We start from the raw sequence: 24,357 nt of genomic DNA on the forward strand, positions 1-24,357 counted from the left end.
CTTCCACCGGCCGTGGCGGCGTGGCACGCTGAACGGACCGATCCATCTGCGAAAGGTCAGCCCGTGCGCGCCGTCGTCTTCGACCAGTACCAGTCGGACCCCGTCCTGAAGGAGGTCGCGAAGCCGACCCCGGGCCCCGGGGAGGTGTTGCTGAAGGTCGCCGGCGCCGGCGCCTGCCACTCCGACGTCGCCGTCTTCCGCGAGTTCTCCGCGGACTTCGGACCGCCCCAGCTCAAGCCCTCGTTCGTGCTCGGCCACGAGAACTCCGGGTGGGTCGAGGAGCTCGGCGAGGGGGTCAGCGGGATCGACACCGGCGATGCCTTCCTCGTCTACGGGCCGATCGGGTGCGGCCACTGCGCCGCCTGCTCGCGGGGCCAGGACACCTACTGCGCGAACGCGGCGACGATGCCCTACCTCGCCGCCGGCCTGGGCCGGGACGGCGGGATGGCCGAGTACCTCACCGTCCCCGCGCGCAACCTGGTGCCGCTGGGTGACGCCGACCCGGTGGCGGCCGCGCCGCTGTCGGACGCCGGCCTGACGCCGTACCACGCGATCAAGAAGTCGCTGCCGGCGCTGGCCGGAGGCGGCAAGCACGCGCTGGTGATCGGCCTGGGCGGGCTCGGTCAGCTGGGGGTCCAGATCCTCACCGCGCTCACCGGGGCGACGGTGATCGCCACCGACATGAAGCCGGAGGCGATGCAGCGGGCGGAGGAGGCCGGAGCCGTGACGGTGCCGGGTGGTCCGGACCAGGCCACCGCGATCCGCGACCTGACCGGTGGGCGCGGCGTGGACGCGGTCTTCGACTTCGTCGGCATCGACCCGACGATCAAGCTCGCCATGGAGACGGTCGGGTTGCGCGGCCGGGTGACCGTCGTCGGGATCGGCAACGGCAGCTACTCCTGGAACTTCTACGGGGTGCCCTACGAGGTCGAGCTGACCAGCACCTACTGGGGCACGATCGAGGAGCTGCACGAGGTCGTCGCGCTCTACCGCGCCGGACGGATCGTGCCCGAGGTGGAGATCTTCGGGCTCGACGACGCGCTCGAGGCCTACCGTCGGCTCGAGGCGGGCGAGCTCAGCGCCCGGGCGGTGGTCGCACCGGGGCGCTGAGCCTCGGCGGCCGCTGGGTGATCGGCCGTGCGCCTCACGGGGTGATCGCGGCGGCTCCCAGCAGGTCGGCGGCGGCCGGGTCCTGCGGCGCCCGGCGCCCCCACAGTGTCAGCAGCACGTCCGCGGCGGGGCCGGCCACGACGCCGTACGGCTCGCCGGTGCCGAGGTCAAGGGTCTCGTCGAGATCGGTCGCCTCCAGCCGCAGGGTGCCGGCCAGGGGCTCGGTGCGGCCCAGGCGGACCTGGCGCGGATAGAACATCGTCGCCACCTCGGCGACGCCGTCCCAGGCGAGCTCGGGGTCGATGTGCCACTCCGCCTCGCGTCCCAGGGCACCCAGGGCGTCGCGCAGGTGCAGCGTGACCTCGTGCACCTGCCGCCGCCGCCAGAACCCGACCGTCCGGTCGCTGCCGAAGGTCCACGCCTCCGCATGCGGCTCGGCGTCCCGCAACACGTCGAGCAGGTGCTCGGCGGCGGAGACGTAGGCGGAGACCAGCGCGTCCCGGTCGAGTCCGACCGGTGGTACGACGCCGTCGGGGTTGCGCTCGGTGATCGCGTGCGCCCCCACCAGTGCACCTCGCGGACGTGCTCCACCAGGCCGGCCAGGGTCCACTCGGGACAGGCGGGCACCGGGATCGCGAGGTCGGGGGCGGCGGCGACGACCTCGACGAAGTCGTCGATCGCCGCGTCGAGCAGGTCGGTCCACTCCGGTACGTCGGGCATGCGTCGATCCTTGCAGCATCCGGGACGAATCTCAGGTGCGGTGCGGGCGATGACCGGGGAGAATCGGCCGACGTGGGTCATGTCGACGTCGGCGGAGTGCGCTACGAGCTGCCCGACGGGCGGGTGCTGCTCGACGAGGTCTCCTTCCGTGTCGGCGACGGGGCGAAGGTCGCGCTGGTCGGCGCGAACGGCGCCGGCAAGACCACCCTGCTGCGGCTGATCACCGGAGAGCTGGCCCCGCACGCCGGGACGGTGGTGCGCAGCGGAGGCCTCGGCGTGATGCGCCAGATGGTCGACCGGGTCCCGGGCCGCGACGGCCATCCGCCCACCGTCGCCGACCTGCTGCTCGACCTCGCCCCCGACCCGGTACGCCGCGCCGCGGCCGAGGTCGACCGCCACGAGCTGCTGCTCATGGACACCGACGACGAGGCCACCCAGATCGCCTACGCCGCGGCGCTCGCCGACTACGCCGACGCGGGTGGCTACGACATCGAGGTGGTCTGGGACGTGTGCACCGTGCGTGCCCTCGGCGTGCCCTTCGACCGGGCGCGCCACCGTGAGCTGCGCACGCTGTCGGGCGGGGAGCAGAAGCGGGTGGTGCTGGAGTACCTGCTGGCCGGGCCGGAGCAGGTGCTGCTGCTCGACGAGCCGGACAACTTCCTCGACGTGCCGGGCAAGATCTGGCTGGAGGAGCGGATCGCCGCCTCGGAGAAGACCATCCTGTTCATCAGCCACGACCGCGAGCTGCTCGCCAACGCGGCGACCCGGGTGGTCACCGTGGAGCTCGGTGCCGGGGGCGGCGGCAACCGGGTCTGGACGCACCCGGGCGGCTTCGCGTCGTACCACCAGGCGCGCACGGACCGCTTCGCCCGCTTCGCCGAGCTGCGCAAGCGCTGGGACGAGGAGCACGCCAAGCTGCGCGCCCAGATGCTGATGTACAAGCAGAAGGCCGCCTACAACGCCGACATGGCCTCGCGCTACCAGGCCGCCCAGACGCGGCTGCGCAAGTTCGAGGAGGCGGGGCCGCCGACCGAGCAGCCCCGGGAGCAGGACCTGACGATGCGGCTGCGCGGCGGCCGCACCGGCAAGCGCGCGGTGGTCTGCGAGGACCTGGAGCTGACCGGCCTGATGAAGCCGTTCGACCTCGAGATCTGGTACGGCGAGCGCGTGGCCGTGCTCGGCTCCAACGGGTCGGGCAAGTCCCACTTCCTCCGGCTGCTGGCCGCCGGCGGGACCGACCCGGACGTCGGCCAGCGCCCGGTCGGGGAGGTCGCCGTCGCGCCGGTGGCGCACCGCGGGCGCGCCCGACTCGGTGCCCGGGTGCGGCCGGGGTGGTTCGTGCAGACCCATGAGCACCCCGAGCTGAGCGGTCGCACGCTGCTGGAGATCCTGCACCGCGGCGACGGCACGACGGACGGTCGCCAGGGCATGGGTCGGGAGGCCGCGAGCCGGGTGCTGGACCGTTACGAGCTCGCCGGCGCCGCCGAGCAGCCGTTCGAGGCGCTCAGCGGCGGCCAGCAGGCGCGGTTCCAGATCCTGCTGCTCGAGCTCTCCGGCGCCACCCTGCTGCTCCTCGACGAGCCCACCGACAACCTCGACGTGCAGTCCGCCGAGGCGTTGGAGACCGGGTTGGAGTCCTTCGAGGGGACCGTGGTCGCGGTGACCCACGACCGCTGGTTCGCTCGCGGCTTCGACCGCTACTGCGTGTTCGGTGCGGAGGGCTCGGTCTACGAGTCGCACGACCCGGTCTGGGACGAGGGACGGGTCGCCCGGACGCGATGACGCCCGGACGTGGACCGGTTCGGGACGGCGCCGCGGGAGACAAACCGGTTCCCATCACGGCGCTGAGATGCGACGGTGGAGCCCAGGTTCCGAGCGGAAGGCAGGACGCCATGACCAACGAAGACCTCAAGGCGAAGATGCGCGAAGCGCTGGACAGGAAGAACGATCAGGAGCAGGGCGTCCACGAGGACGGCCCGGTGCACGAGAAGGCGCACGGCTCGGAGGTCGTCGGCGGGGCGCCCAAGATGCACCGGCGCAAGGCCGGGGGCGGCGGGGCCTGAGAGCCCGCGGCCCGCGGATGCGACCGAGGGCCTGTCGCTGCGGACTCGCAGCGGCAGGCCCTCGGCGGGCGTCGTGTGGCGCGACGCCCGGTCCTGTGGTCAGGAGCTGGTGGCGTCCGAGCCGAGCTCGAGATCGGTGGTCCGCTCCTGGTCGCCGCGCTGGAACGTCACGCTGACGGTGTCGCCGGGGCGGTAGGCCCGCACCGTGGCGACCAGGGCGTCGGCGCCGGCGATCTGGTGGTCGTCCACGCCGGTGATCACATCGCCGTCGGCGAGCCCGGCGTCGTCCGCGGCGGAGTCGTCGCTGACGTTGCGGATCACCGCTCCCTCGCTGACGGTCGCGCCGCCCTGGGCGGCGGCGTCGGTGACCTCGATGCCGAGCCGGGCGTGGGTGGCCGGCTGGCCGGACTCGAGCTCGTCGACGATCGGGACGATCTCGTCGACGGGGATCGCGAAGCCGAGCCCGATCGACCCGGACTCGCCGCCGGTGGTGCTGCCGGCGGTCCGGATCGAGGCGTTGATCCCGACCAGGTTGCCGTCCATGTCGACCAGGGCACCGCCGGAGTTGCCGGGGTTGATCGCGGCGTCGGTCTGGATCGCCGGGTAGGCGGTGGTGTTGCCGGCCTCGTCCTGGCCCACCCCGACCGGGCGGTCCAGGGCACTCACGATGCCGCTGGTGACCGTGGAGTCCAGGCCGAACGGGGAGCCGATGGCGACGACCTGCTCGCCCACGTCCAGGTTGGCCGACTTGCCGATGGTGATCGGGGTGAGGCCGTCCACGTCGTCGACCCGCACCAGGGCGGTGTCGGTGAGCGGGTCGGTGCCGACCACGGTCGCCTTGGTCCGGGTGCCGTCGTTGAACGAGGCGGTGATCGTGGTCTGTTCCGGGTCGACCGCTCCGGCCAGGCTGACCACGTGGTCGTTGGTCAGGATCAGGCCGTCGCCGTTGAGCACGACGCCGGAGCCGCTGCCGGCCTGGCCGGAGCCGTCCGAGCCGCCTGCGCTCACGTCGAGCTTGACCACCGAGGGCAGCACTGCCGCGGCGACCGACTCGACACTCCCGTCGGCGGCCGGCCGGTCGCCGGTGTCGCTGACGTTGAGCGACGAGCTCGCGCTCTGGTGACCGCCGGTGGCGGCGTCGTCGTCGATCGCCGACCACGCGGCGGCACCACCGAGTCCGGCGGCACCCCCGACCACCAGGGCACCGCCGAGCACGGCGGCGGCGAACCCTGATTTCCGAAGACGTCCCGGTCGCCCGGCCGGGGAGGACTGCGGCGGGGGCGGCGGGGGAAGCAGTGGCGGGGGTGCTGCCTGACTCATGTCCACCACTGTGCCGACCCCGTCTGTGAGTGGGCTGAGATCGTGGTGAGTGTTGGTTCAAGGTTGCGCCGGGACGCGGTCGCCCCCGGGAGCAGGTGCTCCCGGGGGCGACGTGCCGCGCTTCTCGGGTCGGCGGCGCGGGCGCCGGCTCGGGTTCCTCAGACCTGGCGCGCCTGGCCGTCCCAGTACGGCTGGCGCAGGTCGCGTTTGAGGATCTTGCCGGTGGGGTTGCGGGGCAGCGCCTCGATGATGTCGACGGACTTCGGCGCCTTGAAGTGCGCCAGCCGCTCCCGGGTCCACGCGACCAGCTCGTCGCCGGTGACGGCGCCCTCCTCCTTCAGCGCCACCACCGCCTTCACGGCCTCGCCCCAACGCTCGTCGGGCACGCCGATCACGGCCACCTCCAGGACGGAGGGGTGCTCGGAGAGCACCCGCTCGACCTCGGGGGAGTAGACGTTCTCACCGCCGGTGATGATCATGTCCTTGAGCCGGTCGGAGACGAAGACGTAGCCGCCGGCGTCCACGTGACCCATGTCCCCGGTCCTGAACCAGCCGTCGTCGGTGACCACCTTCGCGGTCTCCTCCGGCTTGTTGAGGAAGCCGGTCATCAGCTGCGGCGTGCGCAGCCAGATCTCGCCGTGCTCGCCGGTCGGCTGGTCCTCGCCGGTGGCGGGGTCCACGATCCGCACCTCGACCTCCGGGATCGCCTTGCCGGCGGAGAGGAGCCGCTCGGGGTGGCCGTCGGCCTCCGCGTTGCGGTGGTCCTCGGGCATCAGGTGGGTGGCCACGCCGGCGACCTCGGTGAGGCCGTAGACCTGGATGAAGTCGGTGTCCGGCCAGGCCTCCATCGCGGCCCGCAGCAGCGGCGGCGGCATCGGCGCCGCCCCGTAGGTGTAGGTCTTCAGCGCCCCGAAGAGCTTGACCGCGTCCGGGCCCGCCTGGAGCACCTGGGCGAGCACCGCCGGCACCAGGAAGGTCCGGTTGGCGCCGGCCAGGATCGCGCCGGCGAGCGAGGCGGCATCGGGCTCGCGGGTCATCACGCTGGGCACGCCGTCGTGGATGCCGAAGAGGACGTAGGAGGAGCCGCCCACGTGGAAGAGCGGCATCGCCACCATCGACTTGTCGCCCTCGTCGAAACCCCAGCCGTCGTGGGCGTTGACGGTGTGGCTGACCATGTTGCGGTGGGTCAGCATGACGCCCTTGGGGCGTCCGGTGGTGCCCGAGGAATACATGATCAGGCAGACGTCGTCCTCGAGGACGTCCGGCCCGTCCTCGACGACCGGCGCGTCGGCCAGGAACTGCTCGTACTCGTCGCCCGGTGCGCCGTCCGGGGTCACCGAGATGATCCGCTCCACCTTGGGCAGCCGGTCCCGGATCGCCTCGATGGTCGGCATCAGCTCGGCGCCGACGAAGAGCACCCGCGCCCCGGAGTCGTTGACCGCGTAGTCGATCTCGTCGCCGGCCGAGCGCCAGTTGATGATCGCGTTCGCCGCGCCGATCGACCCCGCGGCGAGGGAGATCTCCACGCAGGCGGGGTGGTTCTTGTCCAGGAACGAGACCACGTCGCCGCGGGCGATGCCGAGGTCGCGCAGGCCCCCGCCGCGCGGTGCACGCGCTCGTGCCACTCGCGCCAGGTCCAGCTCCGGTCGAGGTAGGTCATCGCCTCGCCGTCGGGGTCGGCCGCCGCCCAGTGGTTCAGCCGGTCGTCGACGTACGTCGGCTCCGGGGGAGTGCTGGGGGGCCAGGCATCGGCAGGGGCGTGGGCGATGGGGTCGCTCGTGGAGGTCACCCCGGTGATTGTGGTGGAGGTCACACGCCGGCACAAGCGAATCGGACAGGTGTGCCGATCGCTGGACGGGGTCCGCGGGGTCCGCTGGTGCCCGGTGCCGGTGGCTCCGGGCTGTGACAGTTGCTTCTGGCTCAGACCGGGAGGCCGAGGTCGCGCAGCGCGCGGCGGGCGGACCCGGCGTCGGTGAACCGCACCCCGGCCATCCCGACCGCTCGCGCCCCCTCCACGTTGTGCTCGACGTCGTCGAGGAAGACCAGCGAGTCCGGGGTGAGCCCCGCGCGCTGCGCGGCGAGCCGATAGATCCGCGGGTCGGGCTTGGTGATGCCCTCCTCGCCGGAGACGACCACGTCGCGCAGGTGTGCCAGCACCGGGAAGCGACCGTCCGCGTGGGCGCGGAAGGTCTCCGCGGAGAAGTTGGTCAGCCCGATCTGGTGGACCCCGGCGGCGGCCAGGTCGGCGACCAGCTCGGCCGAGTCCTCCTTCGGTGACAGCGCGCGGGCGAAGTTGCGGTGGTACGCGGAGGCGGCGGCGTGCCACCGGGGGGCGGTCCGTCGTACCTCCTCGAGGGCGTCGGACCAGGGGCGCCCGGCGTCGCAGGCCAGGTTCCACGGCCCGAAGTCGAACTCGGCGAAGAAGCGGCGCGCCTCCTCCTCACCCACACCGTCGGCGACCGGGGCGAGCGGGTCCCAGTCGATGAGGACGTTGCCCAGATCCCACACGACCCCGGTCACCGCGAGGGTGGCCGGGGTCGTGGCGGGCGTGGGGCTCTGGCTCAGGCCCACCGCTGCTCGCGGGGGACGAAGTCCAGGGTGCGCTCGCCGGTGTAGATCTGCTTCGGGCGGGCGATCTTCTGCTCCTTGTCCTGGACCAGCTCCAGCCACTGGGCCAGCCAGCCCGGGGTCCGGCCGATCGCGAAGAGGACGGTGAACATCTCCGGCGGGAACTGCAGCGCCTCGTAGATCAGGCCCGAGTAGAAGTCCACGTTGGGGTAGAGCTTGCGCTTGACGAAGTACTCGTCCTCGAGCGCGATCTTCTCCAGCTCCTGGGCGACCTCGAGCAGCGGGTTGACCCCGGTGACCTCGAAGACGTCGTCGCAGGCCTTCTTGATGATCCGGGCGCGCGGGTCGTAGTTCTTGTACACCCGGTGGCCGAAGCCCATCAGGCGCTCGTTGCCGTTCTTGACGCCCTCGATGAAGGCCGGGATCTCGGACTTGTTGCCGATCCGGCGCAGCATCCGCAGCACCGCCTCGTTCGCGCCGCCGTGCAGCGGGCCGTAGAGGGCGCCGATGCCGGCCGCGACCGCCGAGTACGGGTCGACCTGGGAGGAGCCGACCGAGCGCACCGCGTTGGTCGAGCAGTTCTGCTCGTGGTCGGCGTGCAGGATGAAGAGCGTGTCCAGCGCCTTGGCGATGCGCGGGTCGGGGTCGTACTTGACCTCGCTCATCTTGAACAGCATGGACAGGAAGTTCTCCGCGTAGGAGAGGTCGTTGTCCGGGTAGACGTACGGCTTGCCCTGCGCGTGGCGGAACGACCAGGCGCCCAGGGTCGGCATCTTCGCGATCATCCGGACCATCTGCAGGTGCCGGTTGTCGGCGTCGTCGATCCGGCCCGACTCGGGGTAGAAGGTCGACAGCGCGCCGACGGAGGCCATCAGCATCCCCATCGGGTGGGCGTCGTAGCGGAAGCCCTGCATGAAGGTCTTCACGTTCTCGTGGACGAACGTGTGGTACGTGATCTCGTGCACCCACGCGTCGTACTCCGCCTTGCTCGGCAGCGAGCCGTGGATCAGCAGGTAGGCGACCTCGAGGAAGTTCGAGCTCTCCGCCAGCTGCTCGATCGGGTACCCCCGGTACTCCAGGATGCCCTTCTCCCCGTCGATGAAGGTGACGGAGCTGCGGCAGGAGGCGGTGTTGACGAAACCGGGGTCGTACGTCGCGAGGCCGGGGAGGTCGTCGGCCGTCTTGATCTGCCCCAGGTCAGCCGCACGGATGGTGCCGTCGGTGATCGGGATCTCGTACTCCGTGCCGGTGCGGTTGTCGCGAACGGTGAGAGAGTCAGTCACGCCTTTCACCGTAGACCTCCGCCTGCACGAGCGTGAAGGTGGTGTCCCGTTCCGCGACCAGAACGGGGGCGCGGCGCGGTGCAGCGGTTAGACTCGCTGACCCGCACGAGGGGTATGGGGACCCCTGCCTGGGGCGTGCGGAGACGCGTGGCGACGCGCGGGACAGAGGTGCGTGATGGGACAGCGGAGCGGGACGACGTCGGGTGCTGCACCCCCACCGCCCGTCCGTACGGCGCCCCGCGGGCGACGAGAGCTCGTCGGCCTCGCTGTGGGGCTGGTCCTGGTCCTCGCGGCCGCCCTCTTCGGCATCTGGACCCGGGCCTCGGACTCGCTGGCCTCGTTCTGGCCGGCGAACGCGCTGCTGCTCGGTGCCCTGGTGCGCTGGCCCGGGCTGCGGGTCACCTCGGTGTGGGTGGGGGCGGCGGCCGGGCTGCTCGTCGCCGACCTGCTCACCGGGTCGGGGCTGCTGCTCACCCTGGGGCTGAGCGCCGCGAACCTCGCCGGCGTGGTCGCCGGCGTGCTGTTGGTCCGGCGCTGGTCGCCGTCGACCCGTCGGCTCGAGCACCCCCGCGCGGTGCTGGAGCTGATCGTGGTCTGCGCCGCCGCGGCGCTGGCGGCGGCGGTGGTCGGGGCCTCGGTGGGGGTGCTGCTGCTCGACCTGTCGCCCTGGTCGGCCGTGCAGACCTGGTTCTCCGCCGAGTTCGCCACCTACCTGGCGATCCTCCCGGTCGTGCTCACCGTCCCGGCCGGCGACGTGTCCTCCGCCCCGGGCCGGGGCGGACGCTCGGGATGGGGAGCGCTCTTCGGGCCGGTGCTGGTCCTGGTGCCGGTGCTCGCCGCCGGCATCGCGGTCGGCGGTCCGGGAGCGTTGGCGTTCAGCGTCCCGGTGCTGCTGTGGAGTGCGTTGCGCGGCGATGTCTTCGTGACGTCCGTGCTGATCCTGCTGACCACCGAGTGGAACCTGATGGCGTTGAGCAGCGGCCTGCTCGACGTGGGGATGGGCTCGGCCGGGACCACGGCGAAGGTCTCGCTGCAGCTCGGGGTGGCGCTGACCTCGATGGGCCCCCTGATGGTGGCGGCCGCGACGCGGGCCCGCGAGGACCTGCTGCGCAGCATCCGGGTGCTCGCCGAGCACGACGAGCTGACCGGGGTGCGCAACCGGCGTGGCTTCGTCAGCACGGCCGAGGTCGCCCTCGCCGCCGCTCACGCCGAGGGTCTCCCGGCGGCGCTGCTGATGGTCGACCTCGACGAGTTCAAGGCGGTCAACGACCGGTTCGGCCACGATGCCGGCGACGCCCTGCTGCGCAGCGTCGGCGTCGCCCTGGCCGACGTCACCACCTCCGAGGACCTGGTCGGCCGGCTGGGCGGTGAGGAGTTCGCGGTTTTGGTCAGCGGGGCGCGGGCCGCCCGGGCGGACCAGCTGGCGCACCGGGTGCTCGACGCGCTGCGCGGCATCGACGCGGGGCCGGCGGGTGCGGTGACCGCGAGCATCGGGGTGGCGCTCGCCGGACCGGACGGGCCGCCGTCGCTCTCGACCCTGCTGGTCGAGGCCGACCGGCGGCTCTACCGGGCGAAGCGGGACGGCCGCAACCGGGTCGAGGCCGGTGGGTGAGGGGCGCGCGGTCGCCCCGTGGGCCCGGCGGCCGGGCGCTCGGCACGGGGCGCGGTCACCGTTTTGACCCGTCGACGCGGCGAACCGTACTCTTGGTGGTCGCGTCCTCTGCCGTCCCGTGCTCGATCACGGGGCAGTCCCGGATCGCCGGTCACAACGTCGAGAGGCGTGGTGCGGTGGGCCGGGCCGCGTTCGTCAGAGGACGTCGCCCGAACGGTCGGGATCGTGAGATCCGGCCGGGAGGACCCCGCACGGGAATCCCCGTACGGGCCACGAACGAACAGAGAGTGAACGCAGCATGCGTACCTACGCTCCCAAGCCCGGCGACATCGAGCGCGCCTGGCTCGTGATCGACGCGACCGACGTCGTGCTCGGCCGGCTGGCCACCACCACCGCCAACCTGCTGCGCGGCAAGCACAAGCCGATCTTCGCGCCCAACACCGACACCGGCGACTACGTGATCGTGGTCAACGCCGACAAGGTGGCGCTGAGCGGCACCAAGCGCACCGACAAGATGGTCTACCGCCACTCGGGCTTCCCGGGCGGTCTGACCACCACCCCGATCGGTGAGATCCTCGACAAGGACGCGCGCAAGGCCATCGAGAAGGCCGTCTGGGGCATGCTCCCCAAGAACCGCCTCGGTCGCCAGATGATCAAGAAGCTGAAGGTCTACAACGGCCCGGCCCACCCCCACCAGGCCCAGAAGGCCGTTCCGTACGAGATCACCAAGATCTCCCAGTGACTCGTTGACCGAAGCTAGGAACAAAGGACTCATCGTGGCTGAAACCACCAACACCGAGGTCGAGGAGACCTACGACGTCAACGAGCAGGGCGTCGCCTTCACCAGCGAGAGCGCCGCGTCGGCCGATGTCGACGCTCGTCCCGCGACGATCGCCCCCGCGGCTGCCACCGGCCGTCGCAAGGAGGCCGTGGCCCGCGTCCGCATCGTGCCGGGCACCGGCCAGTGGACCGTCAACGGTCGCACCCTCGACTCGTACTTCCCGAACAAGCTGCACCAGCAGGTCGTCAACGAGCCGTTCGTGGCCATCGGCCTCGAGGGCCGCTTCGACGTCATCGCCCGGATCCACGGCGGCGGCATCACCGGCCAGGCCGGCGCGCTGCGCCTGGGTGTCGCCCGCGCGCTGAACGCGGTCGACATCGACGCCAACCGCCCGGCGCTGAAGAAGGCCGGTCTGCTCACCCGCGACGCGCGGGTCATCGAGCGCAAGAAGGCCGGTCTCAAGAAGGCCCGCAAGGCGCCCCAGTACTCCAAGCGCTGATCCTGCGCTCCGTGTCGGGCCCGTCGCCTTGCGACGCACCCCGGCACGGAACGCAGCACGCCACTCCGGCGTCAGCAACGGGACCACGCACCGCCTCGCGGTCGTGGTCCCGTTCTGCGTTCCACCCGACCGACGCGTCCGACCCGACCGTCGGACCCGACCGTCCGCGAAACCAGGGAGTCACGTGAGCATCTTCGGCACCGACGGAGTCCGTGGCCTGGCCAACGGCCAGCTGACCGCCGACCTCGCGCTCGGACTCGGCGTCGCCGCCGCCCGGGTGCTGGTGGCCCACACCGACGAGCGACCGACGCCGGCCGGGCGGACCCGTCCGCTCGCCGTGGTCGGCCGCGACACCCGCGTCTCCGGGCAGTTCCTCGAGCACGCCATCGTCGCGGGACTGGCCTCCGCCGGGGTCGACGTACTCCGTCTCCGGGTGCTGCCGACGCCGGGCGTCGCCTTCCTGACCGACCGGCTCCGCGCCGACCTGGGCGTGATGATCAGCGCCTCGCACAACCCGATGCCCGACAACGGCATCAAGTTCCTCGCCCGCGGCGGGGTCAAGCTCGACGACGCGCTCGAGGACGAGATCGAGGCCCGCCTCGGCGAGCAGTGGGACCGGCCCACCGGCGCCGGTGTCGGCCGGGTCACCCCCTACGGACCCCCGGTGGAGGAGTACGCCGCCCACCTGGTCGGCACCCTGGACGGGGAGCGTCCGCTCGCCGGCCTGCGCGTGGTGCTCGACTGTGCCCACGGCGCGGCCAGCGTGGTCGGCCCGAAGGCGCTCGCCGACGCCGGGGCCGAGGTGATCGCGATCGGTGCCGCGCCGGACGGGCTCAACATCAACGCCGGTGTCGGCTCCACGCACCTGGACCACCTCCGCGCCGCCGTGGTGGAGCACGGTGCGGATGCCGGCTTCGCCCTGGACGGGGACGCCGACCGCTGCCTGGCCGTCGATCATGCCGGCGAGGACGTCGACGGGGACCAGATCATGGCGATCCTGGCCCTCGCCCTGCAGGAGCGCGGACGGCTGGTGGCCGACACCCTGGTCGCCACGGTGATGAGCAACCTCGGCCTGATCCAGGCGCTGGACCGGGCGGGCGTCGCGGTGAGGCAGGCCGCGGTCGGTGACCGCTACGTCCTGGAAGAGATGCGCGCCGGCGGGTTCAACCTCGGCGGCGAGCAGTCCGGTCACGTGATCCTGCGCGACCACGCCACCACCGGTGACGGCGTGCTCACCGCACTGCACGTGATGCAGCGGATGGCCGCCTCCGGACGGTCGCTGGCCGAGCTGGCCTCCGTGGTGACCCGGTTGCCGCAGGTGCTGGTCAACGTCGCCGACGTGGACAAGGGGCGGGCCGGCAGCGACCCGGCCCTGCTCTCCGCCGTCGCCGCCGCGGAGGAGGACCTGGCCGGCTCCGGCCGGGTGCTGCTGCGACCGTCGGGCACGGAGGCGCTGGTGCGGGTGATGGTCGAGGCGCCGACCTCGGAGAAGGCCAGCGCGGTCGCCGCCTCGCTGGCCGACGTGGTCCGGGAGCGCCTCGCGCTCTGAGCCCTGGGCAGGGCGGGATCGCCCCCGGTCGGGTGGGATCTGGCCCGGCGGGCATCGCCTGACAGACTCGCCGCCATGAGTTCACCCCTGGTGGTGGAGGGTCTGACCAAGCAGTTCGGCCCGATCCGAGCCGTCGACGACCTGTCCTTCACCGTCCGGCCGGGCGCGGTGACCGGATTCCTCGGACCGAACGGGGCCGGGAAGACGACGACCCTGCGGATGCTGCTCGGGCTGACCCGCCCCACCTCCGGCCGCACGCTGGTCGGCGACCGTCCCTACGCCGACCATGCCCACCCCGGCCGGGTGGTCGGGGCGGCGCTGGAGGCGTCGAGCTTCCACCCGGGGCGCACCGGACGGGGCCACCTGGAGGTGTTCGCCCCGCAGACAGGGGTCTCCCGCGCCAGGTGCCGCGCTGTGCTGGAGGCGGTGGGCCTGGCGCACGCGGCCGACCAGCGGGTCGGCGGCTACTCGATGGGGATGCGGCAGCGCCTAGGGCTGGCCACCGCGCTGCTCGCCGACCCGCCGGTGATCGTGCTCGACGAGCCGACCAACGGCCTGGATCCCGAGGGCATCACCTGGATGCGTGGCCTGCTGCGGCAGTTCGCGGCCGAGGGGCGCACCGTGCTGGTGTCCAGCCACCTACTCCGCGAGGTCGAGGCCAGCGTCGACGACGTGGTGATCATCGCCCAGGGCAGGCTGCGTCACGCCTCCTCGCTGGCCCAGTTGCGTGACCGGACCAGCCCGGCGACGTACGTCGTCGCCCCGGACCGGGCAGCCCTCGCCGAGCTGGCCCGGGTCAACGGCTGGGTCACCCGACCGGAGCAGGACGGGCTCGTCGTACAGGACGTCGCCGCTGCGGAGATCGGCGCCGCCGCCCACCGGGCCGGCGTCGAGCTGCACGAGCTCGCCCGCCGCGACGTCGGCCTGGAGGACCTGTTCCTCGGTCTGACCCGGTCCGCAACGCCGGGGCCGTCGCTGGGCGGTGGCCGATGAGGAGCGCGCTTCTCGCCGAGTACCGCAAGCTGGTCACCACCCGCGTCTGGTGGTTGCTGCTGCTCGCGATGGCGGGCTACCTGGTGTTCATCGCGGCGGTGATGTCCGCCTCGTTCGCGCTCGCCCCGAGCGGGGAGGCGGGGGTCCCGGCGGGGGAGTCGGCGGCGGCGACGACGTACTCGCTGGTGAACAGCATCGGCTACGTCTTCCCGCTGGTCATCGGCAGCCTCGCGATGACCACCGAGTTCCGCCACCGGACGATCACCCAGAGCCTGCTGGTGGAGCCCGACCGGACCCGTTTCCTGGTGGCCAAGGTGCTCTCGGTGGTCCCGGTCGGCCTGGTCGCCGGGGTGGTCGGCGTCGCCGCGGTCGTCCTCGGCGGGGCGCCGCTGCTCGCGCTGCAGGGTGACGGCGCCTATCTCGGCGACCCCGACGTGCTGACCGGGCTGGCACTCGGAGTCCTGGCGATCGCGCTGTGGGCGATGATCGGAGTCGGGTTCGGCTCCCTGGTACCCAACCAGGTCGCCGCGATCGTGGTGATCCTCGCCTTCACCCAGTTCGTCGAGCCGATCGCGCGCCTCGGGCTGGGTCAGGTGGACGCGCTGGAGCGGCTGGCCTACCTGCTGCCCGGCGGAGCGGCGGACTCGCTGATCGGCGCCAGTCTCTTCGCCGACATGGGCGGCGGCGACCTGCTGCCGCGCTGGGCGGCCGCGCTGGTGCTCCTCGGCTACGCGGTCGGCTTCGCGGTGCTGGGCCGTCTGACCACGCTGCGGCGCGACATCGGATGAACCGACCTCGGCCCACCCGACCTCGGCGGCAGGAGGCGGCGCGCCGCGCTCACCGCCAGACGACCGGCGCGCCGTCGACGGAGTTGTAGGGGCCGGACGCGGGCGCGTAGACGGCGCCATCGACCTCGGTCGACCTCTTCGCCAGGTAGGGGACGCAGCTGGAGTAGGAGTCGCCGTCGGCGAAGCCCCGTGGCGCGGAGACCCCGTCGCACGGCGCCCAGTCGCCGATCACCCGCAGCGCCTGCGCGCCGGAGCCGTTCGGCAGGATCCCCACGATCGCCTCGTCCACCGAGGTGTTGCGCAGCGCCTTGCCGTCGCGGACGGCGGTGACGGTGTAGCCGATGTAGTAGGGCAGGTATCCCTTCGCCTGCTCGCCGAGGTCGAGCGCGCGCAGGTCGGCGGCGGTGCCCTTGCGGATCGTGTCGACCACGATCTCGACCACAGCGGTGGCGTCCTCGGGTCCGGCCGGGACGGTGGCGGGCCGGCCCAGCGCCAGCTCGGCGCCCGGAGGGGTGGCGTCCTCGGGGAGGCCGTCGGTCGGCTCGCTGGTCGCGGTGGTGGCGTCGGTCGCCTCGGTCGCGTCACTGCTCGGCTCGGCCGGGGCGGGCTCCTCGGAGCCGCCGTCCCCGCAGGCCGTCAGGGTCAGCACGGCGAGCAGCAGGGCGGTGGCGCCGACGACGGAGGAGCGGGCACTCATACGGCGAGTATCCCCGGCTCCTGTGCACGACCACAAAGCCGACCCCCGCGACGGCGGCAGCGGGCGGGTCAGATCTTGCGGAGCCGGACGTAGCGGACCGAGTGGTCCTTGTCCTTGCGCAGCACCAGGGTGGCGCGGGACCGGGTCGGCAGCACGTTCTGCTCCAGGTTGGGGCCGTTGATGCTGTCCCAGATCCGGCGGGCCTCGTCGACTGCGGTGTCGTGGGTGAGCGCCGCGTAGCGGGCGAAGTAGGAGCTGGGGTCGCGGAACGCCGTCTCACGCAACCGCAGGAAGCGGTCGACGTACCACTCCCGGATGTGGCCGACGGCGGCGTCGACGAAGATCGAGAAGTCGAAGAAGTCGGAGAGGCCGAGACCGGCGCGGCCGTCGGCGCGGACCCGTGCCGGCTGGAGCACGTTGAGCCCCTCCACGATCAGGATGTCGGGGGACTGCACCACGACCTTCTCGTCCGGGACCCGGTCGTAGACCAGGTGGGAGTAGACGGGCGCCTCGACGTCCTCCTTGCCGGACTTGATGTCGACGACGAACTTCATCAGCGCCCGGCGGTCGTAGGACTCCGGGAAGCCCTTGCGCTGCAGCAGTCCGCGGCGTTCCAGCTCGGCGTTGGGGTAGAGGAAGCCGTCGGTGGTCACCAGCGCCACGTTCGGGTGCGCGGGCCAGCGGGCCAGCATCTGCTGCAGCACCCGCGCGGTGGTGGACTTGCCGACCGCCACCGAGCCGGCGAGGCCGATCACGAACGGGGTGCGCGGCCGGCTCCGGCCGTGCAGGAAGTCGTCCTGGGCGCGGTAGAGCTGACCGGCCGACTCCACGTAGAGGCTCAGCAGCCGCGACAGCGGGAGGTAGACCTCGATGATCTCGCGCAGGTCGAGGGCGTCGCCGAGACCGCGCAACCGGTTGATCTCCTCGGTGGTGACCGGGCTCTTGGTCTCCGAGGCCAGCGCGGCCCAGGTGGCCCGTTCCAGCTCCACGTACGGCGACGCCTCACGCGCTGCCTCCGGGTGCGGGGTCCGGTGCCCGCCTCCGGTCTCGCCGGTCGCCATGGCCGCGATTGTTGCAGTGATACCGCGCCGACGGGCCGGCGCCTCCCAGAGTGGGACCGCGAGCCGGACCCCCGACGATCCCAGCCATGGCGCCGTAGGGTGGCGCCATGGCTGGGATCGTCGGGATCGGTGTGGACGTCTGCGCCATCGACCGGTTCGCCGCCGCGCTGGAGCGCACCCCGATGCTGGCCGAACGCCTCTTCGTGGAGGCCGAGCGCGCGCTCCCGGTCGCCTCCCTCGCGGCACGCTTCGCCGCCAAGGAGGCGTTGGCCAAGGCGCTCGGGGCTCCCGGGGACCTGTCCTGGCACGACGCCGAGGTGGTCCGCGAGGAGTCCGGCCGGCCCGCCCTGGTGCTGCGCGGCACCGTCGCCGCCGCCGCCGAGCGGCTCGGTGTCGGCCGCAGCCACCTCTCGTTGAGCCACGACGCCGGGATCGCCTCGGCGATGGTGGTGCTGGAGGCCGGATGATCCGAGCACACACCGTGGAGCAGGTCCGCTCCGCCGAGCACGCGCTGATCCGGACGCTGCCCGACGGCACGCTGATGCAGCGCGCCGCGACCGGGCTGGCGCACGCGGTCGCGGACTACCTGGGCTCGGTCTACGGCCGCACCGCGGTGCTCCTGGTCGGAGCGGGCGACAACGGCGGGGACGCGCTGTACGCCGGAGCCCAGCTGGCGCGCCGCGGCGCAGCCGTCGAGGCGTGGCTGCTCAGCGAACGGGCCCACCGTGGCGGCGTCGAGGCGCTCCGGACGGCCGGCGGCCGGGTGACGGTCGCGACCTCCTCCCCGCCTCCGGTACGACGCCGGCCCGACGTCGTCGTCGACGGGATCGTCGGGATCGGCGGGCGCCCGGGGCTGCGGCCGGCGGCGGTCGCCGCCCTCGACGCGCTGGCCGGTGTCCCGGTGGTCGCGGTCGACGTGCCCTCGGGTGTCGACGTCGACACCGGTGAGGTCGACGGGCCGCACGTGCGCGCCGACCTGACCGTCACCTTCGGCACCCACAAGGTCGCCCACCTGGTCGACCCGGCGGCCGGTGCCGTGGGCGCGCTGCACCTGGTCGACATCGGTCTGGACCCCCACCTGGAGCCGGCCGCGGTCACCGCGCTGCGGCCCGAGGACGTGGCCGCCCTGCTGCCGCGGCCACGGTCCGACGCCCACAAGTACACCCGTGGGGTGGTCGGCGTCCGCGCCGGTTCCGCGACCTACCCCGGCGCGGCCCGGCTCAGCGTGGCCGGCGCCTCCTGCGGCCTGGCCGGGATGGTCCGCTACGTCGGGCCCGACGAGGCGGCTGCCGCGGTGCGCGCCGACCATCCCGAGGTGGTCGGGCCGGGTCGGGTGCAGGCCTGGGTGGTCGGGTCGGGCAGCGACGCAGGGGCGGAGACGGCGCTGCGCGAGGCGGTGGCCGACGACGTGCCGGTGCTGGTGGACGCCGATGCCCTGGCCGCGGTGGAGGTCGTCGCCGGACGCGGCGCCGTGCTGACCCCGCATGCCGGGGAGCTGGCCCGGATGCTGGACGAGGACCGTGCCGCGATCGAGGCGCGAGGGCTGCACCACGCCCGCCGGGCCGCGGCCCGGTGGCAGGCGGTGGTGCTGCTGAAGGGGCGCCACACCCTGGTGGCGGCGCCGGACGGGCGCGTCGCGGTGACCACCACCGGCACGCCGTGGCTGGCCACCGCCGGCGCTGGTGACGTGCTCGGCGGGGTGATCGGCGCGCTGCTGGCCGCCGGCCTCGATCCGTTCGACGCCGCGGCCCTCGGATCGTGGGTGCACGGCGGCGCGGCGACCCTGGCCCGGCGGGACGGCCCGATCGTTGCCGGAGACGTCGCGCGCGCCCTGCCCGCGACGCTGGCCACGGTGATGGGACAATCGGGACCATGACCACGAGCCCGGGGAGCCCCGAGATCATCGTGGATCTGGGTGCCGTCCGGGCCAACGCCCGCCTCCTGGCCGCCCACGCCGGGGTCGACCTGATCGCCGTGGTCAAGGCCGACGGGTACGGCCACGGGATGGCGCGGGTGGCCCGCGCCGCGGTCGAGGGCGGCGCCGCCTGGCTCGCGGTGGCCACCCCGGAGGAGGCGCTGGAGCTGCGCCGGACCGAGCCGGACGTGCCGATCCTGTGCTGGCTGACCACGCCGGAGACCGACTACGCCGCCTGCCTGGCGGCCGACCTGGACATCACCGCCTACTCCGTCGCCGAGCTCGACGCCATCGCCGGCGCGGGTGCGCGCGGTGCCCGGGTCCAGCTCAAGGTGGACACCGGCCTCAACCGTGGCGGTGCGCCGCGCGCCGCGTGGGACGCCGTCTTCGCCCGGGCCCGGGCGGGGGAGGACGACGGGGCGTGGCGGATCACCGGGATCTGGTCGCACTTCGCCTGCTCCGACGAGCCCGACCATCCGGCCAACGACGCCCAGGAGAAGGTCTTCACCGAGGCGCTCGACCTGGCCCGCGCGGCCGGCCTGCGGCCCGACATCGCGCACCTGGCCAACTCGGCGGCGGCGATCCTGCGGCCCTCGGCCCGGTTCGACGCGGTGCGCTGCGGCATCGCGCTCTACGGGCTGGACCCGGCGCCGGGCGAGACGCCCGCGATCGGCCTGCGTCCCGCGATGACGGTGCGGGCGCCGGTGGTGATGGTCAAGGACGTGGCCCCCGGCGCCGGCGTCTCCTACGGGCACCTGTGGACCGCCGACGGACCGACCACCGTCGGACTGGTGCCGCTCGGCTACGGCGACGGCATCCCGCGGCACGCATCGGCGGACCCGGTGCGCCCCGGCGCCGAGGTGCTGGTCGAGGGGCGTCGCCGCCCGATCCGCGGCCGGATCTGCATGGACCAGTTCGTCGTGGACCTCTTCGGCGACCGGCCCGAGGTGGGCACCGGGGCCGTGCTGTTCGGGCCCGGTGACCGTGGCGAGCCGACCGCCCAGGACTGGGCCGAGGCGTGCGGCACCATCAACTACGAGATCGTCACCAGGATCGGAGGACGCATGTCCCGGACCTACGTCGACGAGGGGGCCCGCTGATGGGCGTGCGCGGCCGGGTGCTCGGCTCACTGGCCGGCGTGCTCGGGGTGGCCGCCGCCGGCACGGCCGTCGGGATCGCCCGCCAGCAGCGCGAGATCAGCCGCCGCGCCGGTTCCGAGATCCCGTTCGGCAGCCTGCGCTCGGAGCCGATCACGGTCGTCGCCGACGACGGCGTACCGCTGCACGTCGAGGTGGACGAGGTCGCCGCCGACTCCGCCGGCGGCTTCTTCCGCCGCCACCGCAGCTCTCGGACCGCCCCGGTGACGGTGATCTTCGTGCACGGCTACTGCCTGCAGATGGACTGCTGGCACTTCCAACGGGCCGCCTACCGCGACCTGGTCCGGACCGTCTACTACGACCAGCGTTCGCACGGTCGCTCGGGCCGCTCCTCGCGGGAGAACGCGAACTTCGAGCAACTCGGCCGCGACCTCCGCGCGGTGATCGAGGCGACCGTGCCGGACGGCCCGGTGGTGCTGGTCGGCCACTCGATGGGCGGCATGTCGATCATCGCGCTCGCCGAGCAGTTCCCCGAACTGATCGGGGACCAGGTGGTCGGCATCGGCCTCATCTCCACCACCGCCGGCGGACTGGACCCGGGTCGGATGTTCCTGCCGATGGTCCCGGCCCGGCTGAGCGCCCCGTTCAGCCACCGCGCGGTCAGCACCCTGCAGCGCGGGCACCGCGGGGTGGACCGGCTCCGCCGCCTCGGGCAGGCCGTGGCCACGGTCGCCGTGGACCGGATCGCCTTCGGTCGCGAGGTCCCTCGTGGCTACGTCGAGTTCGTCGACGACATGCTCTCGCAGACCTCCTTCGAGGTGATCGCGGACTTCTTCCCCCACTTCGCCGGCCTCGACAAGTTCGACCTGATCGAGCTGTTCGGCCAGGTGCCCACCTCGATCATCTGCGGCACCAAGGACCGGCTGACCTCGATCGGTCACGCCCGCAAGCTGCACAGCCGGATCGACGGCTCCCGCCTGCTGGAGTGCGAGGGCGCCGGGCACATGGTGATCATGGAGTGCCACGACCTGGTCAACGCCGAGCTCGACCAGCTGGTCTCCGCGGCCGCGGCGGTGCCCAGCCGATGACCGCCGCCCCCGATCCGCAGCCCGATCCGGACCGCGGACCCACGATCCGTGAGGTCGGTCCCGAGGCGGCCGCCGAGGTCCTGGCCGTGGTGCGGGCCGCGTTCGGCGACCGGCCGCCGCTGGACCCGCCCACCGACGCCCTGACCGAGACCGTCGAGAGCCTGGCCGCCAAGCTCGACGCCCTCGGCGGGCTGGTGGTCGACCTGGACGGCGAACCCGTCGGCGCAGTGGTCCTCGACCCGGTCGACGACGCCGTCTACCTGCGCCGCTTCGGGGTGGCGCCCGCCGCCCGCGGTCACGGCGTGGCGCGCCGTCTGGTCGCCGCCGCGGCCGAGGTCGTGGCCCGCCGGTGCCCCGCCGCGGACCGGCTGGTGGTGCTGGCCCGGGAGGAGCTGCCCCGCACCATCGCCTTCTGGCGCGACAACGGCTTCACCGAGGTCGCCGAGCACGCGCCCTACCGCGAGCTGGCCCGCGCGCTGCCCCGCTGCTACGACGTACCGGCGGCCGAGGACATGCGGGACCTGGCGCGTCGGCTCGCTGCGGTGCTGGCTCCGGGCGACGTCCTGGTGCTGACCGGTGAGCTGGGGGCTGGCAAGACGACGTTCACCCAGGGGCTGGGGGAGGGCCTGGGCGTCCGCGGCGGGGTCACCTCCCCGACCTTCGTGATCGCCCGGGTGCACCCGTCGCTGACCGCCGGCCCGGCGCTGGTGCACGTCGACGCCTACCGCCTGGACGGGGCTCCCGAGCTGGACGACCTCGACCTCGATGCGGACCTGGACCGTGCGGTCACCGTGGTGGAGTGGGGCGAGGGCCTGGCCGAGGCGCTCAGCGACTCGCCCCTGCAGGTGCGCATCGACCGGGCCGTCGCCGCCCCCGACGCGGACCCCGACGACGACCCGCGCCGCGTGACCGTGCTCCGCCACGGCCCCCGGTGGGCCGGGGTCCGGCTGCCCTGAGGCGGGAGCCCCGACGGGGTGCCGGTCACTCCTCGCCGCGCGCGTCGAGGCTAGGCTCGACTCGTGCTGCTCGCCTTCGACACCGCGTCCCCGACGGTGACCGTGGCCGTCCACGACGGCGCCCGAGTGATCGCCGAGCGCACCAGTGAGCAGACCATGCGGCACGGTGAGCAGCTCGCCCCGCTCATCGAGCAGGCGCTGGCCGAGGCCGGCACCACCCCGGCCGGCCTGACCGCCATCGCGGTCGGGGTCGGCCCCGGACCCTTCACCGGGCTGCGGGTGGGACTGGTGACCGCGCGCACCCTCGGGCACGTGCTCGGCATCCCGGTGCACGGCGTCTGCTCCCTGGACGCGCTCGCGGTGCATGCCGTCGCCACCGGCACCGTCGAGGGAGCCTTCCAGGTCGCCACCGACGCCCGCCGCAAGGAGGTCTACCTGGCCGCCTACGACGGGTCCGGACGTCGCAGCGCCGGGCCGGTCGTGGAACGGCCCGCCGCGGTGGGCACCGACCTGCCGGTGGTGGGGGAGGGCGCGGCGCTCTACCCGGACGCCTTCGGCGACCCCCGCGAGCCGCTGCGTCCCGCGGCGGCCTGGATCGCGGTCGCGGTGCACGAAGGGCGCGCCGAGGTCCTGGCCCCGGAGCCGCTCTACCTGCGGCGCCCCGACGCCGAGATCCCGCGGGCTCCGAAGCCGGTCTCGTGATCCCTGCGGTGCGGCTGCGGCCGGCCGTTCCGGACGACGTCGCCGCGGTGGCGCGGGTCGACGCGGAGGCCTTCGGGGCCGACGCCTGGTCCGCGACCCTGCTGCGGGACCTGGTCGACGCCGACCTCGCCCGTGGCGAGCTGGTGCTGGCCGTCGCCGCGGACGGCGGCCTCCTCGGCTATGCCGTGCTCAGCGCGGTCGGCGAGGACGCCGAGCTGCAGCGGATCGCCGTCCTGCCGGCCGCCCGGCGCCGCGGTGTCGCCGGGGCCCTGCTGGCCGCCGGCCGGGACCGGGTACGGCGGGCCGGCGCCACCCGGCTGCTGCTCGAGGTGCGAGCGGACAACGCCGCCGCGCTCGCCCTCTACGCCGGCGAGGGGTTCGCCGAGATCGGGCGGCGACCCCGCTACTACCGCGACGGCACCACCGCCGTGATCCTGGAGCATCCCATCGACGTCACAATGGAGGCGTGAGCATGCGCGACGAACCCCTGGTCCTCGGCATCGAGACGTCCTGCGACGAGACCGGCGTCGGCATCGTCCGCGGCCAGACGCTGCTCGCCGACGCGGTCGCCTCGAGCGTGGAGCAGCATGCACGGTTCGGCGGCGTGGTCCCGGAGGTCGCGAGCCGGGCGCACCTGGAGGCGATGGTGCCGACCATCCAGCGCGCCTGTGACACCGCGGGTGTCGCCCTCGGCGACGTCGACGCGATCGCGGTCACCCACGGCCCCGGTCTCGCCGGAGCACTGCTGGTCGGCGTCGCCAGCGCCAAGGCGCTCGCGCTCGGGCTCGGGAAGCCGCTCTACGGGGTGAACCACCTCGCCTCCCACGTCGCGGTCGACCAGCTCGAGCACGGCCCGCTGCCCGAGCCGTGCCTGGCGCTGCTGGTCTCCGGCGGACACTCCAGCCTGCTGCGGGTCACCGACATCACCGGGGACCACGGTGAGGGTGCCGGCGTGGACCCGATGGGCTCCACGATCGACGACGCGGCGGGTGAGGCGTTCGACAAGGTCGCCCGGCTGCTCGGCCTGCCGTTCCCCGGCGGCCCGCACATCGACCGGGTGGCCCGGGAGGGCGACAGCGTGGCGATCGACTTCCCGCGCGGGCTGACCAGCCGCCGCGACCTCGAGCGGCACCGGTTCGACTTCTCCTTCTCGGGCCTGAAGACCGCGGTCGCCCGGTGGGTGGAGGCGAAAGAGCGCGCCGGCGAGACCGTCCCCGTGGCCGATGTGGCCGCGTCGTTCCAGGAGGCCGTGTGCGACGTACTGGTCCGCAAGGCGTTGGACGCCGCGGCCAGCGAGGGGATCGAGGACCTGATGATCGGTGGCGGGGTCGCCGCCAACTCGCGGCTGCGCGCGATGGCCGAGGAGCGGGCGGCGCGTCTCGGCGTCCGGGTGCGGGTGCCCCGACCGGGCCTGTGCACCGACAACGGCGCGATGGTGGCGGCACTCGGCTCGACGATGGTGGCGCGCGGACGCCACGCCTCGCCGATGGACCTGCCCGCCGACTCGAGCCTTCCGGTCACCGACGTCCTGGCCGGCTGAGTCAGGTTCCCCGAT

The 24,357-nt window shown here is 73.4% G+C and carries 24 protein-coding genes; 17 read left to right on the top strand and 7 right to left on the bottom strand.

All coding sequences use genetic code 11. The features are described 5' to 3' along the window. The first annotated feature begins 63 nt into the window (after positions 1–63). The gene (locus FIV43_RS00490) at positions 64–1,110 is read left to right on the top strand and encodes an NAD(P)-dependent alcohol dehydrogenase (RefSeq protein ID WP_141012545.1); all 1,047 of its coding nucleotides are present in this window, start codon (positions 64–66) and stop codon (positions 1,108–1,110) included. Between the two features lie 34 nt (positions 1,111–1,144). Here FIV43_RS00490 and FIV43_RS00495 read toward each other — a convergent pair whose 3' ends face one another. Next, a complete protein-coding gene (locus tag FIV43_RS00495) occupies positions 1,145–1,675 on the bottom strand; it encodes a maleylpyruvate isomerase N-terminal domain-containing protein (protein WP_141012546.1) in 531 nt (176 codons plus the stop codon). Between the two features lie 227 nt (positions 1,676–1,902). Between FIV43_RS00495 and FIV43_RS00500 the strand changes: the two genes are divergently transcribed. Both FIV43_RS00500 and FIV43_RS20725 read left to right on the top strand, forming a co-directional pair. Then, on the top strand, positions 1,903–3,612 hold the full coding sequence (locus FIV43_RS00500; protein WP_141012547.1) for an ABC-F family ATP-binding cassette domain-containing protein: 1,710 nt from the start codon (positions 1,903–1,905) through the stop codon (positions 3,610–3,612). A gap of 110 nt (positions 3,613–3,722) precedes the next feature. Beyond that, complete coding sequence (locus FIV43_RS20725; protein WP_181407631.1) at positions 3,723–3,893, top strand: DUF5302 domain-containing protein; 171 nt, start codon at positions 3,723–3,725, stop codon at positions 3,891–3,893. Positions 3,894–3,992: 99 nt separating this feature from the next. On the opposite strand, the gene FIV43_RS00505 is transcribed toward FIV43_RS20725, so the two are convergent. The 4 genes from FIV43_RS00505 to FIV43_RS00520 all read right to left on the bottom strand — a co-directional run bounded on the left by FIV43_RS00505 (position 3,993) and on the right by FIV43_RS00520 (position 9,064). Continuing rightward, on the bottom strand, positions 3,993–5,213 hold the full coding sequence (locus FIV43_RS00505) for a S1C family serine protease (protein ID WP_141012548.1): 1,221 nt from the start codon (positions 5,211–5,213) through the stop codon (positions 3,993–3,995). A gap of 158 nt (positions 5,214–5,371) precedes the next feature. Then, entirely contained in the window at positions 5,372–6,838 is a 1,467-nt protein-coding gene (locus tag FIV43_RS00510; protein WP_196780924.1) for a long-chain-fatty-acid--CoA ligase, read from the bottom strand. Between the two features lie 295 nt (positions 6,839–7,133). After that, a complete protein-coding gene (locus tag FIV43_RS00515) occupies positions 7,134–7,733 on the bottom strand; it encodes an HAD family hydrolase (RefSeq protein ID WP_141012549.1) in 600 nt (199 codons plus the stop codon). 41 nt (positions 7,734–7,774) lie between these two features. Beyond that, on the bottom strand, positions 7,775–9,064 hold the full coding sequence (locus FIV43_RS00520; RefSeq protein ID WP_141012550.1) for a citrate synthase: 1,290 nt from the start codon (positions 9,062–9,064) through the stop codon (positions 7,775–7,777). Positions 9,065–9,332: 268 nt separating this feature from the next. Here FIV43_RS00520 and FIV43_RS00525 point away from each other — a divergent pair, with 268 nt between their 5' ends. The 6 genes from FIV43_RS00525 (at position 9,333) to FIV43_RS00550 (ending at position 15,286) form a co-directional block, all read left to right on the top strand. Further along, positions 9,333–10,676 (top strand): GGDEF domain-containing protein, encoded by a 1,344-nt coding sequence (locus tag FIV43_RS00525; protein ID WP_181407632.1) that lies wholly within the window; start codon positions 9,333–9,335, stop codon positions 10,674–10,676. A 298-nt stretch (positions 10,677–10,974) separates the two neighbouring features. Then, positions 10,975–11,418, top strand: coding sequence for a 50S ribosomal protein L13 (rplM, locus tag FIV43_RS00530; RefSeq protein WP_141012552.1), 444 nt, complete (start codon positions 10,975–10,977; stop codon positions 11,416–11,418). Between the two features lie 34 nt (positions 11,419–11,452). After that, positions 11,453–11,956, top strand: a complete 504-nt coding sequence (rpsI, locus tag FIV43_RS00535; RefSeq protein WP_141012553.1) for a 30S ribosomal protein S9 — start codon at positions 11,453–11,455, stop codon at positions 11,954–11,956. Positions 11,957–12,140: 184 nt separating this feature from the next. Beyond that, entirely contained in the window at positions 12,141–13,505 is a 1,365-nt protein-coding gene (glmM, locus tag FIV43_RS00540) for a phosphoglucosamine mutase (protein ID WP_141012554.1), read from the top strand. A gap of 75 nt (positions 13,506–13,580) precedes the next feature. Continuing rightward, positions 13,581–14,498: an ABC transporter ATP-binding protein gene (locus FIV43_RS00545; protein WP_141012555.1), complete on the top strand. Its 918-nt coding sequence runs from the start codon at positions 13,581–13,583 to the stop codon at positions 14,496–14,498. Further along, a complete protein-coding gene (locus FIV43_RS00550; protein ID WP_141012556.1) occupies positions 14,495–15,286 on the top strand; it encodes an ABC transporter permease subunit in 792 nt (263 codons plus the stop codon). The genes FIV43_RS00545 and FIV43_RS00550 overlap by 4 nt, the downstream gene beginning before the upstream one ends. A 49-nt stretch (positions 15,287–15,335) precedes the next feature. Here FIV43_RS00550 and FIV43_RS00555 read toward each other — a convergent pair whose 3' ends face one another. Beyond that, positions 15,336–15,983: a hypothetical protein gene (locus FIV43_RS00555; RefSeq protein ID WP_141012557.1), complete on the bottom strand. Its 648-nt coding sequence runs from the start codon at positions 15,981–15,983 to the stop codon at positions 15,336–15,338. A gap of 68 nt (positions 15,984–16,051) precedes the next feature. Continuing rightward, positions 16,052–17,044 (bottom strand): type I pantothenate kinase, encoded by a 993-nt coding sequence (gene coaA / locus FIV43_RS00560; protein WP_141012558.1) that lies wholly within the window; start codon positions 17,042–17,044, stop codon positions 16,052–16,054. Positions 17,045–17,151: 107 nt separating this feature from the next. Here coaA and FIV43_RS00565 point away from each other — a divergent pair, with 107 nt between their 5' ends. The 8 genes from FIV43_RS00565 to tsaD all read left to right on the top strand — a co-directional run bounded on the left by FIV43_RS00565 (position 17,152) and on the right by tsaD (position 24,342). Then, positions 17,152–17,511, top strand: coding sequence for a holo-ACP synthase (locus FIV43_RS00565; protein ID WP_141012559.1), 360 nt, complete (start codon positions 17,152–17,154; stop codon positions 17,509–17,511). Then, positions 17,508–18,920, top strand: coding sequence for an NAD(P)H-hydrate epimerase (locus tag FIV43_RS00570; protein WP_141012560.1), 1,413 nt, complete (start codon positions 17,508–17,510; stop codon positions 18,918–18,920). The genes FIV43_RS00565 and FIV43_RS00570 overlap by 4 nt, the downstream gene beginning before the upstream one ends. Next, positions 18,917–20,059: an alanine racemase gene (alr, locus tag FIV43_RS00575; RefSeq protein ID WP_141012561.1), complete on the top strand. Its 1,143-nt coding sequence runs from the start codon at positions 18,917–18,919 to the stop codon at positions 20,057–20,059. The genes FIV43_RS00570 and alr overlap by 4 nt, the downstream gene beginning before the upstream one ends. After that, complete coding sequence (locus FIV43_RS00580; protein ID WP_141012562.1) at positions 20,059–21,144, top strand: alpha/beta fold hydrolase; 1,086 nt, start codon at positions 20,059–20,061, stop codon at positions 21,142–21,144. The genes alr and FIV43_RS00580 overlap by 1 nt, the downstream gene beginning before the upstream one ends. Next, positions 21,141–22,100: a tRNA (adenosine(37)-N6)-threonylcarbamoyltransferase complex ATPase subunit type 1 TsaE gene (gene tsaE, locus FIV43_RS00585; RefSeq protein WP_141012563.1), complete on the top strand. Its 960-nt coding sequence runs from the start codon at positions 21,141–21,143 to the stop codon at positions 22,098–22,100. The genes FIV43_RS00580 and tsaE overlap by 4 nt, the downstream gene beginning before the upstream one ends. Before the next feature lie 63 nt (positions 22,101–22,163). Further along, complete coding sequence (gene tsaB / locus FIV43_RS00590; RefSeq protein WP_141012564.1) at positions 22,164–22,802, top strand: tRNA (adenosine(37)-N6)-threonylcarbamoyltransferase complex dimerization subunit type 1 TsaB; 639 nt, start codon at positions 22,164–22,166, stop codon at positions 22,800–22,802. Positions 22,803–22,810: 8 nt separating this feature from the next. Next, complete coding sequence (gene rimI, locus FIV43_RS00595) at positions 22,811–23,272, top strand: ribosomal protein S18-alanine N-acetyltransferase (RefSeq protein WP_141015653.1); 462 nt, start codon at positions 22,811–22,813, stop codon at positions 23,270–23,272. Positions 23,273–23,274: 2 nt separating this feature from the next. Further along, on the top strand, positions 23,275–24,342 hold the full coding sequence (gene tsaD, locus FIV43_RS00600; protein ID WP_141012565.1) for a tRNA (adenosine(37)-N6)-threonylcarbamoyltransferase complex transferase subunit TsaD: 1,068 nt from the start codon (positions 23,275–23,277) through the stop codon (positions 24,340–24,342). Positions 24,343–24,357: the final 15 nt, after the last annotated feature.

This window comes from Nocardioides sambongensis (assembly GCF_006494815.1).
In the GTDB taxonomy this organism is placed as follows: domain Bacteria; phylum Actinomycetota; class Actinomycetes; order Propionibacteriales; family Nocardioidaceae; genus Nocardioides; species Nocardioides sambongensis.